Origin of the sequence: Winogradskyella sp. (assembly GCF_013213835.1) — a bacterium.
Lineage (GTDB): Bacteria > Bacteroidota > Bacteroidia > Flavobacteriales > Flavobacteriaceae > Winogradskyella.
In genome coordinates this window covers 298,220-313,771 of sequence record NZ_JABSSU010000001.1, presented here as the reverse complement: position 1 = coordinate 313,771, position 15,552 = coordinate 298,220, and the positions used below count along the sequence as shown (strand labels likewise).

Below are 15,552 nucleotides of genomic sequence, written 5' to 3'. Positions count from 1 at the left end.
TATGATTTTAAATACACTCTCTTTAGTTAACTACAAGAATTTTGAAAGTCAGGTTTTTGATTTCGATTCTAAAATCAACTGTTTTGTTGGTGCTAATGGTATTGGAAAAACCAACGCATTAGATGCTATATATCACTTAGCATTTGGAAAGAGTTATTTTAATCCTATTGCCATTCAAAACATAAAACACGATGCTGAATTTTTTGTTGTGGACGGCAATTTTACTAAACTCGAACGGACTGAAAAAATTATCGTTTCTCTTAAAAGAGGTCAAAAAAAAGTAATTAAGCGCAACGGTAAAGCCTATGATAAGTTTAGTGATCATATTGGGTTTATCCCATTAGTTATTATATCACCTGCTGATCGTAACCTTATTGTTGAAGGAAGCGATACAAGACGCAAATTTATTGATAGTGTAATTTCACAAAGTGATAAAGATTATTTGTCAGCATTAATAGTATATAACAAAGTGCTGTCTCAGCGAAATGCACTTCTAAAATACTTTGCATTAAACAATACCTTCAACGCTGATACATTGGCTATTTACAATGAGCAATTGCATGATTATGGCACTCGAATATTTGAAAAAAGAGATGAATTTCTAAAAGTTTTTATCCCTATTTTTAAAGATCGTTATGAAGCTATCAGTCAAAGTAAAGAAGCTATCGATTTAAAATACAAAAGTGATTTATTTGATAATTCATTAATTAACCATCTGCAAAACAACATTAATAAAGACAAAGCATTACAATACACAAGTGTTGGCATCCATAAAGATGATTTAGTGTTTTTAATCAATGACTATCCAATTAAAAAATTTGGAAGCCAAGGTCAGCAAAAGTCTTTTTTAATAGCACTGAAGTTGGCGCAATTTGATTTTATTAAACAACAAAGTGGTGTATCGCCAATTCTTCTTCTAGATGACATTTTTGACAAGCTAGACGAAAACCGAGTTGCTCAAATTATCAGTTTGGTTGATGATAATCATTTTGGGCAAATATTCATAAGCGACACCCATGCAGAGCGTACTGAAAATATTGTAAAGCAAATTCATCAATCTTATCAAATATTCAAACTGTAAATTAAGAACAATAATCATTGTTATGAAAAAACTTATCGTATTTTTTTCTATTGTTTTTGTTGGATGTAATTCCTCATCAAACATCAATTTAGAAGATATTAATGGGTATTGGGAAATTGAAGAAGTCAGACTGCACAATGGTTCTGGAATGAAGTATGATTTTAATGCTACCATTGATTATATTAAGATAAATGATAGTTTAAAAGGATTTAGAAAAAAATTAAAACCAGGTATAAATGACACTTATTATACCTCAGATGATGCCGAAAGACTTATCATTAAATCCGAAAACAATAGTTTAAACATCTACTATTCTACACCATATGACTCTTGGAAAGAAACTATTTTAGAGCTTAATTCAGAAAAATTAAGAGTCATAAACCAAAACAAAGACGTATATTTATACAAAAGGTATACTCCAATTAATTTTGATCTTGGAGAATAAAAATTATCACCTTTATTGGTGAAATACAGGTATGGGAAAGAGAAATAATGACAATAAACCTATTGAGAGCATCATTAGGGAATTTGTAATTTCAAACAATTTAGAGTCTGGTCTTGATAAGGTCAATGCCAGAGAAGCTTGGGCTAACCTTATGGGTAATGGGGTCAACAACTACACCACTGCAATTGAATTAAAAAACGATGTACTTTATGTGCAACTTAGTTCTAGCGTGCTCAGAGAGGAATTAAGTTATGGAAATGAAAAAATCGTAAAAATGCTCAATGAGTCTCTAGGTAAAGATGTTGTAAAAAAACTTGTACTCAGGTAATGTAACTCCTAAAGTTTTCAAAAAACTGAAAATCACCATTTCGATTACGCTTATCTTTACAAAAAGTGGTGATGAGAACGATTCTATTTGTTTTAATACTTCTATTACAACAGTCTATGACCTTATTTCAATTTAATACAGATAGCTCCATTGAGAATTGGCGCATACTTGATGATGTTGTAATGGGAGGAAGATCTGATGGACATTTTAAAATAAATTCCGATGGCCATGGTGAATATACAGGTAATGTATCTCTAGAAAACAATGGAGGATTTTCTTCGTTAAGATATTATTTTGACACCTTAAATTCCTCAGAGTATACTAAGTTTAAACTCAGAATTAAAGGTGATGGTAAAACCTATCAATTCAGAGTTAAGGACAGTCAATACAACCGTTATTCATATATCTACACATTTGAAACCACCGAAGATTGGCAAACTGTCGAGATAGAATTTGAAAAAATGTATGCTTCCTTTAGAGGTTATCGTTTAGATATTCCTAATTTCAAAGGTGACCAAATGGCAGAGATTGCATTTCTAATTGGGAATAAGAAAAAAGAAAGCTTCAAACTAATAATTGACTCCATTACATTAGAATAATATTTGGTATTTTTAGGTTCTTATAATCTAGAGCTAATGAAATACGCAAAACTACTGCTGTCCTTTATTCTTACCATTGTAATTTTCTTTGTACTTAATACCAAAATGGGAACAATTCCACCAATTGGTAAGTTCCTTAATCCGTATAATGGTATATGGCAAAATGAACATGATGAATCTATTTCTGGAGAGATTACTATACCAGGTTTAAAAGATAAGGTTACAGTGCATTACGACGAGCAGTTAATACCTCATGTTTTTGCACAAAATGAACATGATTTATATAAAGCCCAAGGATATTTAACGGCAAAACATCGTTTGTGGCAGCTAGAATTTCAAACTTATGCATCAGCTGGAAGACTATCAGAAATTTTTGGCGAGACTGCATTAAACTATGATCGTTCTGAACGCAGAAGAGGTATGGGCTATGGTGCAGATCAAGCCATCGCTTACATGAAAAAAAATGATACCGAAACGTTACGTTTTATTCAAGATTATGCTGATGGCGTTAATGCATATATTAATCAACTTAGCCCTAAGGACTATCCGGTTGAATACAAATTATTAGATTATAAACCTGAAGAATGGACACCAAAAAAAACAGCATTGCTTCTTATGTACATGACTAAAATGCTGGCAGGTTATGACGACGATTTAGAGTATACCAACGTATTGAGAGAAATTGGTGAAAAGAATTTTAACCTATTATTCCCTGATTTTTTTGATATAACAGATCCTGTAATTCCAAAAGAAACGGATTGGAGTTTTATTGATGTGCCACAAACTGATTTACCGGCAAGTAAGGTAGTATTAGACACCATAACTGCGACCATTATAAAACCACATCCTGATAATGGGAGTAACAACTGGGCTATTTCAGGTGCTAAATCTAAAACAGGTCACCCAATTTTGGCAAATGATCCTCATTTAGGACTTAATTTACCTGCAATATGGTATATCATGCAATTAAGTACACCAAATCATAATGCCTTCGGGGCAACAATACCTGGTGCTCTAGGTGTCATTTCAGGATTTAACCAATTTATCGCTTGGGGCGAAACCAATGCTACAAGAGATGTTATAGATTGGTATAAAGTAGAATTTAATGAGGACCGCACAAAATATAAGTATGACGGAACATGGAAAGATGTTACCATTAGAGTTGAAGACATAAAAATAAAAGGAAAAGAAAACTATAAAGATTCTGTGCTTTATACGCATCATGGTCCTGTAGTATATGATAAAAATTTTATGTCAGATAATGGGCGTTCTGGTTATGCTATGAGATGGATTGGTCATGAAGGCGGCAATAACCAAAAGACTTTTATTGAGATGAATAAGGCCAAAAACTATGATGATTATGTCAGTGCTCTAAAATATTGGAATGCACCAGCACAAAACTTTGTGTTCGCATCTACAGAAGGAGATATAGCACTATGGATTCAAGGTAAATTCCCAAACAAATGGGAAGGACAAGGGAAATTTTTAATGGATGGTAGCAACCCAGAAAACGACTGGCAATCTTATATTCCACAAGCATATAATGCACACACTAAAAACCCTGAGCGAGGTTTTGTAAGTTCAGCCAACCAACATCCTGTTGATGAGAATTATCCATATTACGTTTTTAATGACGGTTATGAAACCTACAGAAATAGAGTAATTAATGACTATTTCAACTCTAAAGAAAAGTTTGGTATTGATGACTTTAAAGCCCTTCACAATAACAATTTTAATTTGAAAGCTTCAGAATTACTACCTCTAATGATTTCAGAAATGGATACATCTGAATTAACTGAAGATGAATTAATCATTTTTAATGAAATCAAAAATTGGAAATTCAATAACGACATTGATGAAGTTGGACCAAGTATTTGGCGTCAGTGGTACGGTAAATTAAGGAATCTTCTTTGGGATGAATTTGACATTGAAGACGTTGCCATGATGAAGCCTTACACCTATCAAACAATATACTTCTTAAAGCATCACAGCTCCCACGAATATATAGATATTGTTGAAACAAAGGATAAAGTAGAAACTTCCCAAGATTTATACTTAATTGCTTTTAAAGAAGCTGCAGAACGCCTGAACGAAATTAAATCAGAGAAAGGTGATTACAAATGGCTCAAATATAAAGCAACTTATGCTGGGCATTTACTGCAAGGCTTACCAGCTTTTTCTCGTTTTGATATTCCAATTGGTGGAGATCGTAATATTGTTAATGCAACATCAGAGAATCATGGCCCATCATGGAGAATGATTGTAGAAATGACCTCTCCTCCAACAGCATTAGGTATTTATCCTGGTGGACAATCTGGTAATCCGGGAAGCAAATATTATGACAACTTTATTGATGATTGGGCTGAAGGAAAGTACCATGAATTAAATTTTTTACAATCTGAAACAACTACAGCAGCTATGATTGGAACCTTAACCCTAAAACCTACTAACTAATGAAAAAGAATATATTCAACTTTATAGCAACCATTGTTTTAGCTTCTGCTTTATCATATGTTTTACCATGGTGGTCAATTATGACTGCCGCTTTAGCTACATCCTTATTTATTCCACTTAAAAAAGCTGCGGTGTTTTTTGTACCTTTTTTGGCGATAACATTCTTTTGGGCGAGTTATTGTTTTATTGTAAGTAGTGCAAATGATTTTACACTTGCAAAACGTATTTCTACATTACTAGAATTAGGTGGTAACCCTTACTTGCTCATTTTGGTGACGGGACTTGTAGGAGGATTAGCTGCTGGAATTACAGCAGTATTTGGCAAGCAACTAGCTTTAACCTTAAACAAAAAGTAATCTTAGTAATTTTTTATAGTAAAACCGAAGGTTAAGAACTGGTCGTCTTGTTTTTGGTTTTCTATAACAATACTTTCTGAAGTATACCTGTAATTCACTTTAAAGTTTAAAAACTTCCATACTGGTAATTCTAAACTGACATCGGCTTGCCATCTATAGTTATTAGATTCCTCAAGTGAAGGTTGATAGAAACTTTCATGCTTTAGAATCACTTTATCTTTGAATAAATGATATTGACCATTGATCCAAATGGTTCCTCTTAAAGTATTTATTCTATTATTGCTATTATATTCTGAAATATTAAATGTAGAGTTTGCAAATTTTGTCTGCTCATATTCACTAGACAACGACATTTTAAGCCATTTCTTCTTCTCATCAAAAATCTTAAAAGTTAAACCTGCACCAAATAAAGATCGGATGTCAATTTCTCTTCTAAAATTAGTACTCACAAAACCTAACACAAATGGATAAATCTTTCTATCAGGATTGAGGTACAAAAAGTTAAGACTTAAGATATCTTCATCGGCTTTTGTTTTACCAAATTCTTGAAGAACATAAGAGTTTTTCGTTTTAAACACCCATTTTTCCCAAGGTTTGTAGGTAACTTCAGAATTTGCTCTAAAGATTAAGGTTTCAACATTACCGCTTTGATAAAACCCTGTTAATGATAAGTTAGCTTTCAGCTTTAATGAATCACTTTCATTAATCTGCGCTGACATAAATACAGGCACTAATAAAAAATAAAATAATAGCTTCTTCATCACACTTCGTTATTATGCTGATTTTTTATTCGGGCGCAAAATTATTAAAGAATATGTTTTCTAGTAGTCTTTAGCACTTTATATTTTGAAGAAATATGAAATTGATAATATAAACCAACAATATTGCATAAATTTTGATTCTTAGGCATTAAAAATTAACTTTACCTTATAATCATAACCAACTGAATGAACCCATCAGCGAGCGGCTGGATTAAAAAACTACTAGTAGAAGTTTCTGAAAAAACCTATTCTGAAACAGAAACATCTGAGTTTTATCGCAGATTAAAGCAAACTGGCTTTATTTACGGAACTAATACAAGTGTGGTATTAGACATCGTAAAACCGTTTACCTTAACCGAGGAAGAGCGTTGTAAAATTAATTTATTACTTAGTTTTTATTTTTTCTATAAACAATCTCAAACTGACGCCGAATTTACACCTAGCCTAATAGAATATTATAGATCTATTGGCAATACAAAACAATCATTTTTTGAAGGACTATTTGGTGACAAATTATCAGATAGTACACTAGAAAAGATGATTCACAGGCGTATTCATGTTGAAGATAACATCATTTCAAAAAGCTTTAACTATTTTTTAATTAATGTACTGCTTTTTGTTGATGTATTGGGTTATCAACAGTTTCTTAAGGATAAAACTCATATAAAATCATATGTAAGTCATCTAGAATCCGCATTGGAAACCATTGTATTTTCAACCATAGATGCCAAAACAGAAAAATCAGAATACGACCAAAATTTAATTAAGCTTTTTGAAAGTTCAATTAGACATAGAAATTCCGAACTTCAAACATACGAGAGTGCTGTTCAATTTATAAATGAGGATTTAGAAAAACTGTATATTATTGATTTGGTGTGCATGGCATCTTGGAGTGATAGAATTATTGACGATTCTGAACGCCTATTTTTAAATCAACTAAGAATAGATTTAGATTTAAAAGAAAGCAACATTAAAGTTTCGGTAGATGATATCAACACGTTTTATGCAGATCATAAAGACGATGTTGCCTTTCTAAGTTCTAAAAATCTAGCCCAAAGCTTTTATGACAACAGCAGTAAAGTTGTATCTAAGCTCATTAAACGAAATAGCAAAAGGCTTATAAAAGAACTTTCTGAAAGCAAAGAAGCTATGAAACTTTTAGCGCAATCCACACAACGTAATCTCACCGACGAAGAACAAAAAAAGATTCAGTCTCAATTGCTAGATATCTTCAAATCCATACCAAGTCTAGCCATTTTTATGTTGCCCGGCGGAATGATCTTACTACCTTTATTTGTAAAGTTTATCCCTAAACTATTGCCATCTGCTTTTGATGATAACAGAATTGATAACGACTGATTTGTAACAATTCAAATTGAATAAACTCTAACAATAATAACATCAAAATAAAGATGAGTAGATTTTATTTAATAATCATTCTAATTATATCATTCAGTTGTTCTCAGAAAGAAGTTGATGAAAGAATTTTGAAATTTAAAAATACTCTAGGTCAACGAGAGACTATTGCTCTTGATAAACTTGTATCAGATTTTGAAAAAAACCTTGAAAAAAATTACCCTAACTTAACAATTGAAAATCGGTATAAAAAATATCTTAATGATATTATTTCTGTTTCATCTGGAAATACAGAAAAATTCAAATTTCAATCCAATGAAACAAATTCTGAATTTCACAGAAGTGGATTATGGAAAGAGACTTATGAAAGAGATTCAATATATGGTTTAGAGATTAATCTAACTGGAAAATATATGAAAGCTATTTATTCCATAAAGGATTCTGATGCATTCATCTCTAGATATTACAAAAAAAGAGAAGCAACTGGAATGTTACCAATTGATTTATTTATAAAAGGAGTCTTAAATTCGAAGTCAGATTTCAATGATTATTTTCATAAAAGAATTGTTGTTATCGAATTCAGCTTTTGATGATAACAGAATCGACAACGACTGATTTGTAACATTTTATATTGAATTGCTACTCATAATCATAATCACTTTATTATGATTACAAACTACTACACCTTATTAAAAATCGACCCAGCTTCAGATTTAAACACAATTAAAAAAGCATTTAGAAGAGAAATTGCTATTTATCATCCAGATAATAATAAATCATCTGAAGCCAAAGCACATTTTGAAAAGTTAGTTGAGGCTTTTGAAATCTTATCTGATTCAGAAAAACGCAAAAACTATAACAACTTGTTACAACACGACATTACCAACAAACCTGTTATAATTGAGCAAAAAGAACAATATCAAGAATGGCAAAAAGAAGCTAAAACTAAATCTGACAAATTCAGGGAGTCATCACTTACCGAACTTTTATTATTAGACATTTTTATCGGTATTCCTATTGACGGCATTTTTGCTGGTGCAGACGCCTTATTGGATAATTCTGATTCGCTTCTTGAAGGTCTTGGTGATACTTTAGGCGATGTTATTGGTGGAATTTTTGATGGGTTATAATTCAAACTCTTCCAAAATTCTTAAAGCTTCTTTAATGTAGCGTTTAGCATCTGGCGCCACGTCTTCCATATCATCCTTTTTGGTCGTATTATGTCCTAATCTTGTAATTACTAATCCGTGTTTAGGCAACGATATACACAATTGTCCTTTAAGACCTACTTGGCAATAAAATCTTTCACCTTTGTAGGTATCTGACCAAAGTCCGTAATTATAGGTTTTATTATTATAAGGCAAAGTTTTAATCAGGTCTAACTGAGAATTACTTAATATTTGTTGACCATTCCAGACACCATTGTTATTAATAAGTTGTCCTAACCTAGCAACATCTCTTGCTGTACTTACCAAACCACCATACGTTTTTTCGTTACCATATTCTTCACTATCTAGAATAAACTTCCCATCATATTCATAACCTAATGGATTCCAAAACTTCTCTTCGAGATAGTTTGTAATTGTCTTCTCTTTAAGGACTCTATGTAATATGGTACCTAATAATTGTGTACCACCAGAATTATAATGTTGTTGTTGTCCTGGTGTACCAATAGCATACAATTCATTTAATGTATAAGTTTCTAAATCATCATAAAAATTAAGCTTTGCAATTAATGAAAATGGGCTTCTTGAACCTTCATCCCAAAATAAGCCTGTATTCATTGAAGCGAGATGTCTTATAGTAAGCGTATCGCCTTGTTCTACATTCCATTCGGGAATGTACTTTTTTACTGGATCATCAACACTTTCTATAAGTCCATCTTCAACAGCCTTCAAAATTAAAAGTGACGTATATGTCTTGCTGATTGACCATAATGCAGATAGATGGTCTTTGCCACCTTCATTAAAGTAACTTTCATTCAATATTTTTCCGTCTTTAACAATTAAAAAAGCTAATGATTGCATTTCGGCATGATGGTCTAAAATAGCTTTAGAAAGTTCAATTGAATTATATTGGTCATGCAATTCCCAAGATTGCGGATTACTTGCTTTTATTGTCCTTGTATCTTGAACTTTAAAATCATATATTGTTACATCTTTATTTCCTCTTAGATATACGGTTCTTACACCTTTAAATAAATAGGTTGTGTCTGTAATATATGCTACAGCAATGACCAAAATTACAACTACAACAAGGCCTTTTAAGACTTTCTTCATTAATTAAAGCTTATTTAGATAGTGAATAAAACTATATTATTATGAGATTCATTAAGAAATAAAAGTACATAAACTATTAATTACTCCAACCAGTTCTTAAAGTCTTTTACACGTTCTCTTGCAACAATAACGTCTTGTTCGTTATAGTGATTTAGTTTTATCTGAAGTCTAGAATTGGTATAACTAATAATATCCTTAATAGCATTAATATTTATATAAAACTTACGGCTTATCCTAAAAAACACATCAGGTTCGAGTTCATCTTCTAATTGATCTAAAGTCATATCTAAAAGATAATTTCTTCCTTCGTTTGTATGCGCATAAGTACCTTTATTTTCGCTATAAATACATTCAATATCTTCTATATTAATCAACTTTAAATGTTGACCAACTTTAACTGAAAAGCGTTTTTTATACTCGCGTTCTATTGGGTTAACCAATAGTTTCTTTATATCATTAAAATCTAAAGTGACTGCTTGTTTTTGTGGAGTGCGTTCCTTGAATTTATCTACTGCTAATTTTAAATCGTCATCGTCTATAGGTTTTAAAAGATAGTCTATGCTATTGAGTTTAAAGGCTTGCAATGCATATTCATCATAAGCAGTTGTAAAAATTACGGCCGATTTAATCTCAATGGTTTCAAAGATTTCAAACGATAGTCCATCACTTAATCGTATGTCTAAAAAAATTAAATCTGGATGATTATTATTTTGAAACCATTCAATAGATTCTTCTACAGAATGTAACATAGTATCTGCTTCAATATCGAGAGATTTAAGCATTCGCTGCAATCGTCTTGCTGATGGTTTTTCGTCTTCTATAATAATTATATTCATACTATCTTAAATTCAATTTTTTTGCTTCTTTATTTATGACAATACTTCCTAAAACCGAAGTAATAATTGTTGCTGCGGCAACCATCCACCAAAACTGTTGCATATTACCCACGAATCGTGTTCCTAATTCGGCCCAAAACGCACAGTAGAGTCCTACGACTGACCAATTCATGAAATAAAAATGATAAGCCAACCAATTTTTTTTCTTTTTTATTGTTGGAATCATTCCGCCCGATATTGCAATTAAACTAATGATTGCAAAAAAATGAAACAGGCTAAAACCTCCAAAATTCACAATAAAAAACGAACTAACATTCAATAAAATCATACTAACAACATATACATAACCTACGCGCTTATGAAATAAAGTTCCTTTTTTATTTAACAAAACTATGGTTCCTGTAATCATTGCTAAAACGGCAGTAATAAAGTGAAACCAGCCAATATTGCTATTTATGATTTCATTTAGAGTTCTCATTCCCAATTAGATTCTTCCTTATCCATAAACTCCTTAATCTTTCTTTTCTCCCAATTTTTTCCGAATAAAAAATCTGGACCAAAAACACCAATAAAGTGAAAGAATAAACCAATGCCCCAAAAAACTGCGGTTGCATATGGTCCAAATCCGCTAAATCCTTCATTAGAGTTTAATCCAATTAGTAGTATTAAAAATCCGTTAACTACAATATATACGGCGAGATGCCAGTAGAATCCCATTAAGGCATCTACTTTTTTCTTTGCTCTTAAATAAGCTTCTTCTTTTCTGAAATCCGAAATTTCATCATTATCCTTTAAAGGTTCTAAACTAAACTTTTCCATTTTAATATTTTTTTGAATCGTCTGATAATTCTTGGTTCATAAACTGTTCTATCTTTCGTTCTTCCCATCCTTGGCCATATTTAAATGACACGTAATGAAGTACTAAAAAGATACCCCATATCACCCAAGTTGCTAAGACATTAATACTGATTAACTCGTTGGTAAAACTATCCCAACTATCTAAACTACTCCATACTTTAAATGCTGTAATTACGACGTTTACAATAATAAAAATGATAAGATGTATATAAAAACTCTTTTCTTTTTCTACCTTATTCTTAGCTCTTATATAGCTTAAGTTTGATTCTTGATTATTCATAACACCTAATTTTAATTCCAACGTTTATTTTCTTCTTCTTTACGCATATATTCTTGAATCTTACGCTCTTCCCATTTTGCACCAAGCGCACCATTATCTACATAGACCCTATAGGCCTGAAAAATATTGCTGATTCCCCAACCGACCATTGGAAACCAAAACCATTGAATGGTATATGGTGTAAATCTGTACCAAATAAAGATTAAAAATGGTATGACAATAAAGTAGGATATTAGACTATAGTAGAATCCTTTCAACTCTTCAACGCGTTTACGTGCACGTACATAGTCGTCATTAATACGTTGTTGTGATCTTTGTGTTGTTCTCATGATTGATATTTGTTTAGTGAGCATCGGAATTGCAACTGCAAAATCTGTAGCTCTTTGATTGATGTATACTTTTCTTTCTGAAAGAAGTTTGTAGCGCTGTTTAATATTTTCAAGACCTACTCCACTTCCTTTTTTCACGATTTGTTTTGGCTGAAGATTATTCATCACGACCAAGTGATTCCCGTCTTCATAGATTTTAATATGTAATGGTTTACTACTTGTAACCATATTATGCTTCACTGCGTTTTCTAATAAAAGTTGTAATGACAGTGGTACTACCTTACTTTCCGGATTTGATGCTCTTTCTGGTATTTCAAAAATAATACTGTCTTCAAATCTCATTTTTAATAAAGACATGTACGTTTTAGCAAAACGTAATTCCTCATCTACAGTAACTAATTCTTTGTTTTTTTGCTCTAACACATAACGATACACCTTAGATAACGAGGTCGTAAATTTTTGCGCACTTTCTGGGTTCTCTTCTATTAAACTTGTCAAAACATTTAAGCTATTAAATAGAAAATGCGGATCTAATTGATTCTTTAACGCATCAAACTTGGCGCTTGCAGTACCAGCAATAACTTTCTGTTCTTTTACCTTACTTTTTTGTAATTCTCGGTAATAGTAAACCGCATGAAAAAACAAGGAAATTACGAGAGTAATGAGTAAAGCGCTGAAATAAAAACTCAGATGTTCGCTATTTAAAAACTCATTCCAAGTCTCACCTTCTAAAACCATTTCTATAAATGCTCTAATAAAAAATATAGAAATTAGGGTTAAGCTTACCGAGCCAAGAAATCCGATCATCATTCTATATTTCTTAAAGCGATTCCATACTACTTTTTGATTGAGATAATCAAAGAAATATGAATTCACTAGACTCAATGGCACAGCATAAATGATATAATATGAAAACGTTCTAAAAAACTTTTCATTAAAGGCTAAAACCTGTCCAGAAAAATAGCGTATGGATTGGTCTATAAGCATAATGACAACACCAACTATAATTCCTGAAAATACTATTTTAAAAAAACGCTTCATTTTATTCTTTTAACTTTATATGACATTAAGCTTTACAGTTATCTACAATCTGCTGAGCTTGTTCTTTTCCCCATTTAGGATGAAATTTACTCTCTGGCTTAAAGTTATCAAAAAGTTCAATGGCATCTTCAATTTCTTGACAATAAGGTGCAGTGTCTTTACCAAAATACTTAGCACTTCCCATTTCCCATTCCGCTTTACTGTAAACCACTCTTGGATTTTCTGAATCTAATGCTAATGCCTTATTATACAATTCAGTTACTTTTGCCGCATATTTCATTCCGTATGTCATGCCATCATAAGCAATCCAATTGGTGTAAACTCTTGCTTGTAATACTAACAACTCTGCATTGTTTTCACTTTTAGAAATTGCTATATCTAAATGATCTTGTGCTTTATCTAATTGTGCTTTGAGAATAGTTTCGTCTTTGGTGTTCCAACTTTTAATACTGTTCAATTGAGCGATGTAATAATGAGGTAACCATTTGTCTTCGTCTGCCTTAGAAATACGCTCAAACATGTTTTCAGCTTCATCCCATTTATTGGCATCCCATAATTGGAAAGCTTTAGACATTCCTTTTTCAAATTTTGTCTGTGCTTGGATATTCGCATTTACTAAATTTAAAATTACGATTACTGCTATTTTTACTACTGTGTTCATTTTTTGATGATTTTATTTGATACAAATATCTACCAGAAGTAATCATTTAGAAAAAGGTAATTACCGAATTGTATGTTTTATATGATGAATTGTAATTTGCATAAGATTATGTCGTTTTTAAGCAAAAAAAAAGACCATCAGAAATGATGGTCTTTTATATATTTTGATAAATCTGTTACTTAAAACATCTCTCTTCCTGAAAAATGGAAAGCACCTTCAATAGCAGCATTATCATCACTGTCACTTCCATGAACAGCATTTTCGCTAATAGAATCTGCATACATCTTACGGATCGTTCCTTCAGCAGCGTCAGCAGGATTTGTTGCTCCAATTAAAGTTCTAAAGTCTTCAACTGCATTTTCCTTTTCTAAGATAGCTGCTACTATTGGTCCGCGAGTCATATACTCTACAAGCTCTCCAAAAAATGGACGTTCTTTATGTATACCATAAAACTCTTCAGCATCAGCTTTAGTCATTTGAGTTAATTTCATTGCTACGATTCTAAAACCTGAAGCCGTAATTTTTTCTAATATTGCGCCAATGTGTCCTTTTTCAACAGCATCTGGCTTTAACATTGTGAATGTTCTGTTAGTTGCCATGTGTAAATTTTTAATTTTTTCGCTTTTGCAAAACGCTTCTGCGAATCCGGATGCAAAAGTAATTCATTTCTTTAATTTATCAAGCTTGGTCGTTATTAAATTAATGTTACAACAATTAGGTCTGACATAGTCGCTTACCAATGTCACACTTAGCGCTATCTTCATGCTTTTCTTATATATCATGAGATTCTTAATTTCATATTAAAAATCTTTTCAAAACCTTTGAAAATCGTAAATTCGCCTTCTATGATTGAAACTCAAATCAACGAGATTAAAGAACTACTGAGCACACCTCAGAATATTGTAATTGTTCCGCATAAAAATCCAGATGGCGATGCTATGGGCTCAACTTTAGGATTATATCACTACCTAAAAAAGTACAATCATGATGCTACTGTTGTTGCGCCAAATGATTATCCTGATTTTTTGAAATGGTTGCCAGGTGATGATACAGTTAAAGTTTATGAATCTGATATAGAAACATGTGATGCATTAATAACTAAAGCTGACCTGTTGTTTACTTTAGATTTTAACGCTTTCCATCGCACTGGTGAAATGGCTTCAATTTTAGAAAATTCTGAAGCCATAAAAATAATGATAGACCATCATCAACAACCAGATGATTATGCGACATACACCTATTCTGACGTTAGTATGTCCTCAACATGTGAAATGGTGTACAACTTCATAGAGATGTTAAATGACACTGACAAGATAGATACTGATATTGCTTCTTGTTTGTATACAGGTATTATGACAGATACTGGTTCTTTTAGGTTTCCTTCTACAACAAGCCGTACTCATGAAGTTGTAAGCCAACTAATGCGTAAAGGTGCTAGCAATGCTCAAATACATAATAATGTATTTGACACTAATAGCTACAGTCGTTTGCAACTGCTTGGTCGCGCTATGCAGAATTTAAAGGTCATTCCAGAGTTACAGACAACTTATATTACCTTATCACAAGAAGAATTAGATCAGTTCAATTTTAAGAAAGGAGATACTGAAGGTTTTGTAAACTATGGTTTATCGCTAAAAGGTATCATTTTTGCAGCCATCTTTATAGAAAACAAGCAAGACAATATTATCAAAATCTCATTACGAAGTAAGGGTTCTTTCTCAGTAAACCAGTTTTCTAGAACACATTTTAATGGAGGTGGACATGATAATGCCGCTGGTGGTCGTAGTGAAACGAGTCTAGAAGAAACTGTTGAGAAATTTATTAGTATATTACCACAATATAAAGATGAATTGTCTGCAACCCAAAAAGGACAATAATTGTATTGAAT

At 31.9% G+C, this 15,552-nt stretch carries 19 protein-coding genes; 10 read left to right on the top strand and 9 right to left on the bottom strand.

Annotated elements, in window-relative coordinates:
• Window position 1: 1 nt before the first annotated feature.
• The 6 genes from HRU50_RS01460 (at window position 2) to HRU50_RS01435 (ending at window position 5,263) form a co-directional block, all read left to right on the top strand.
• Window positions 2-1,081: a DNA replication/repair protein RecF gene (locus HRU50_RS01460; protein WP_296347395.1), complete on the top strand. Its 1,080-nt coding sequence runs from the start codon at window positions 2-4 to the stop codon at window positions 1,079-1,081.
• A gap of 22 nt (window positions 1,082-1,103) precedes the next feature.
• Window positions 1,104-1,526, top strand: a complete 423-nt coding sequence (locus tag HRU50_RS01455; protein ID WP_296347394.1) for a hypothetical protein — start codon at window positions 1,104-1,106, stop codon at window positions 1,524-1,526.
• Window positions 1,527-1,557: 31 nt separating this feature from the next.
• A complete protein-coding gene (locus HRU50_RS01450) occupies window positions 1,558-1,854 on the top strand; it encodes a DUF721 domain-containing protein (RefSeq protein WP_296347393.1) in 297 nt (98 codons plus the stop codon).
• Between the two features lie 71 nt (window positions 1,855-1,925).
• Window positions 1,926-2,453, top strand: a complete 528-nt coding sequence (locus HRU50_RS01445; protein ID WP_296347392.1) for a CIA30 family protein — start codon at window positions 1,926-1,928, stop codon at window positions 2,451-2,453.
• Window positions 2,454-2,489: 36 nt separating this feature from the next.
• Window positions 2,490-4,907, top strand: coding sequence for a penicillin acylase family protein (locus tag HRU50_RS01440; RefSeq protein WP_296347391.1), 2,418 nt, complete (start codon window positions 2,490-2,492; stop codon window positions 4,905-4,907).
• Complete coding sequence (locus HRU50_RS01435; RefSeq protein WP_296347390.1) at window positions 4,907-5,263, top strand: hypothetical protein; 357 nt, start codon at window positions 4,907-4,909, stop codon at window positions 5,261-5,263. The genes HRU50_RS01440 and HRU50_RS01435 overlap by 1 nt, the downstream gene beginning before the upstream one ends.
• Window positions 5,264-5,265: 2 nt before the next feature.
• Here HRU50_RS01435 and HRU50_RS01430 read toward each other — a convergent pair whose 3' ends face one another.
• Entirely contained in the window at window positions 5,266-6,024 is a 759-nt protein-coding gene (locus HRU50_RS01430; RefSeq protein ID WP_296347389.1) for a DUF481 domain-containing protein, read from the bottom strand.
• A 186-nt stretch (window positions 6,025-6,210) separates the two neighbouring features.
• On the opposite strand from HRU50_RS01430, the gene HRU50_RS01425 reads away from it, so the two are divergent.
• The 3 genes from HRU50_RS01425 to HRU50_RS01415 all read left to right on the top strand — a co-directional run bounded on the left by HRU50_RS01425 (window position 6,211) and on the right by HRU50_RS01415 (window position 8,510).
• Window positions 6,211-7,383 (top strand): LETM1-related biofilm-associated protein, encoded by a 1,173-nt coding sequence (locus HRU50_RS01425; protein ID WP_296347388.1) that lies wholly within the window; start codon window positions 6,211-6,213, stop codon window positions 7,381-7,383.
• 53 nt (window positions 7,384-7,436) lie between these two features.
• Window positions 7,437-7,970 carry a hypothetical protein gene (locus HRU50_RS01420; protein ID WP_296347387.1) on the top strand — a complete coding sequence of 178 codons (534 nt, stop codon included), beginning with the start codon at window positions 7,437-7,439 and terminating at the stop codon, window positions 7,968-7,970.
• 75 nt (window positions 7,971-8,045) lie between these two features.
• Window positions 8,046-8,510 carry a DnaJ domain-containing protein gene (locus HRU50_RS01415; RefSeq protein ID WP_296347386.1) on the top strand — a complete coding sequence of 155 codons (465 nt, stop codon included), beginning with the start codon at window positions 8,046-8,048 and terminating at the stop codon, window positions 8,508-8,510.
• Here HRU50_RS01415 and HRU50_RS01410 read toward each other — a convergent pair.
• The 8 genes from HRU50_RS01410 to HRU50_RS01375 form a co-directional block, all read right to left on the bottom strand.
• A complete protein-coding gene (locus HRU50_RS01410; RefSeq protein ID WP_296347385.1) occupies window positions 8,505-9,659 on the bottom strand; it encodes a serine hydrolase in 1,155 nt (384 codons plus the stop codon). The genes HRU50_RS01415 and HRU50_RS01410 overlap by 6 nt on opposite strands.
• 80 nt (window positions 9,660-9,739) lie before the next feature.
• Complete coding sequence (locus HRU50_RS01405) at window positions 9,740-10,495, bottom strand: LytTR family DNA-binding domain-containing protein (protein WP_296347384.1); 756 nt, start codon at window positions 10,493-10,495, stop codon at window positions 9,740-9,742.
• 1 nt (window position 10,496) lies between these two features.
• Window positions 10,497-10,973, bottom strand: a complete 477-nt coding sequence (locus tag HRU50_RS01400) for a DUF2306 domain-containing protein (RefSeq protein WP_296347383.1) — start codon at window positions 10,971-10,973, stop codon at window positions 10,497-10,499.
• The gene (locus tag HRU50_RS01395; RefSeq protein WP_296347382.1) at window positions 10,970-11,314 is read right to left on the bottom strand and encodes a 2TM domain-containing protein; all 345 of its coding nucleotides are present in this window, start codon (window positions 11,312-11,314) and stop codon (window positions 10,970-10,972) included. The genes HRU50_RS01400 and HRU50_RS01395 overlap by 4 nt, the downstream gene beginning before the upstream one ends.
• A gap of 1 nt (window position 11,315) precedes the next feature.
• Window positions 11,316-11,633, bottom strand: a complete 318-nt coding sequence (locus HRU50_RS01390) for a 2TM domain-containing protein (protein WP_296347380.1) — start codon at window positions 11,631-11,633, stop codon at window positions 11,316-11,318.
• 11 nt (window positions 11,634-11,644) lie between these two features.
• Window positions 11,645-13,003, bottom strand: coding sequence for a histidine kinase (locus HRU50_RS01385; RefSeq protein ID WP_296347378.1), 1,359 nt, complete (start codon window positions 13,001-13,003; stop codon window positions 11,645-11,647).
• A 25-nt stretch (window positions 13,004-13,028) separates the two neighbouring features.
• A complete protein-coding gene (locus tag HRU50_RS01380; RefSeq protein WP_296347376.1) occupies window positions 13,029-13,664 on the bottom strand; it encodes a hypothetical protein in 636 nt (211 codons plus the stop codon).
• A gap of 179 nt (window positions 13,665-13,843) precedes the next feature.
• Window positions 13,844-14,263: a nucleoside-diphosphate kinase gene (locus HRU50_RS01375; RefSeq protein ID WP_296347374.1), complete on the bottom strand. Its 420-nt coding sequence runs from the start codon at window positions 14,261-14,263 to the stop codon at window positions 13,844-13,846.
• 246 nt (window positions 14,264-14,509) lie between these two features.
• Here HRU50_RS01375 and HRU50_RS01370 point away from each other — a divergent pair, with 246 nt between their 5' ends.
• On the top strand, window positions 14,510-15,541 hold the full coding sequence (locus HRU50_RS01370) for a bifunctional oligoribonuclease/PAP phosphatase NrnA (protein WP_296347372.1): 1,032 nt from the start codon (window positions 14,510-14,512) through the stop codon (window positions 15,539-15,541).
• Window positions 15,542-15,552 lie beyond the last annotated feature (11 nt).

Bases quoted from the DNA above. Each gene is read 5' to 3' on its own strand.
- HRU50_RS01420 (WP_296347387.1), top strand. From the start codon at position 7,437: ATGAGTAGATTTTATTTAATAATCATTCTAATTATATCATTCAGTTGT.
- HRU50_RS01370 (WP_296347372.1), top strand. From the start codon at position 14,510: ATGATTGAAACTCAAATCAACGAGATTAAAGAACTACTGAGCACACCT.
- HRU50_RS01440 (WP_296347391.1), top strand. From the start codon at position 2,490: ATGAAATACGCAAAACTACTGCTGTCCTTTATTCTTACCATTGTAATT.
- HRU50_RS01410 (WP_296347385.1), bottom strand. From the start codon at position 9,659: ATGAAGAAAGTCTTAAAAGGCCTTGTTGTAGTTGTAATTTTGGTCATT.
- HRU50_RS01435 (WP_296347390.1), top strand. From the start codon at position 4,907: ATGAAAAAGAATATATTCAACTTTATAGCAACCATTGTTTTAGCTTCT.
- HRU50_RS01405 (WP_296347384.1), bottom strand. From the start codon at position 10,495: ATGAATATAATTATTATAGAAGACGAAAAACCATCAGCAAGACGATTG.
- HRU50_RS01385 (WP_296347378.1), bottom strand. From the start codon at position 13,003: ATGAAGCGTTTTTTTAAAATAGTATTTTCAGGAATTATAGTTGGTGTT.
- HRU50_RS01455 (WP_296347394.1), top strand. From the start codon at position 1,104: ATGAAAAAACTTATCGTATTTTTTTCTATTGTTTTTGTTGGATGTAAT.
- HRU50_RS01450 (WP_296347393.1), top strand. From the start codon at position 1,558: ATGGGAAAGAGAAATAATGACAATAAACCTATTGAGAGCATCATTAGG.
- HRU50_RS01395 (WP_296347382.1), bottom strand. From the start codon at position 11,314: ATGGAAAAGTTTAGTTTAGAACCTTTAAAGGATAATGATGAAATTTCG.
- HRU50_RS01445 (WP_296347392.1), top strand. From the start codon at position 1,926: ATGAGAACGATTCTATTTGTTTTAATACTTCTATTACAACAGTCTATG.
- HRU50_RS01400 (WP_296347383.1), bottom strand. From the start codon at position 10,973: ATGAGAACTCTAAATGAAATCATAAATAGCAATATTGGCTGGTTTCAC.
- HRU50_RS01430 (WP_296347389.1), bottom strand. From the start codon at position 6,024: ATGAAGAAGCTATTATTTTATTTTTTATTAGTGCCTGTATTTATGTCA.
- HRU50_RS01390 (WP_296347380.1), bottom strand. From the start codon at position 11,633: ATGAATAATCAAGAATCAAACTTAAGCTATATAAGAGCTAAGAATAAG.
- HRU50_RS01460 (WP_296347395.1), top strand. From the start codon at position 2: ATGATTTTAAATACACTCTCTTTAGTTAACTACAAGAATTTTGAAAGT.
- HRU50_RS01425 (WP_296347388.1), top strand. From the start codon at position 6,211: ATGAACCCATCAGCGAGCGGCTGGATTAAAAAACTACTAGTAGAAGTT.
- HRU50_RS01380 (WP_296347376.1), bottom strand. From the start codon at position 13,664: ATGAACACAGTAGTAAAAATAGCAGTAATCGTAATTTTAAATTTAGTA.
- HRU50_RS01415 (WP_296347386.1), top strand. From the start codon at position 8,046: ATGATTACAAACTACTACACCTTATTAAAAATCGACCCAGCTTCAGAT.
- HRU50_RS01375 (WP_296347374.1), bottom strand. From the start codon at position 14,263: ATGGCAACTAACAGAACATTCACAATGTTAAAGCCAGATGCTGTTGAA.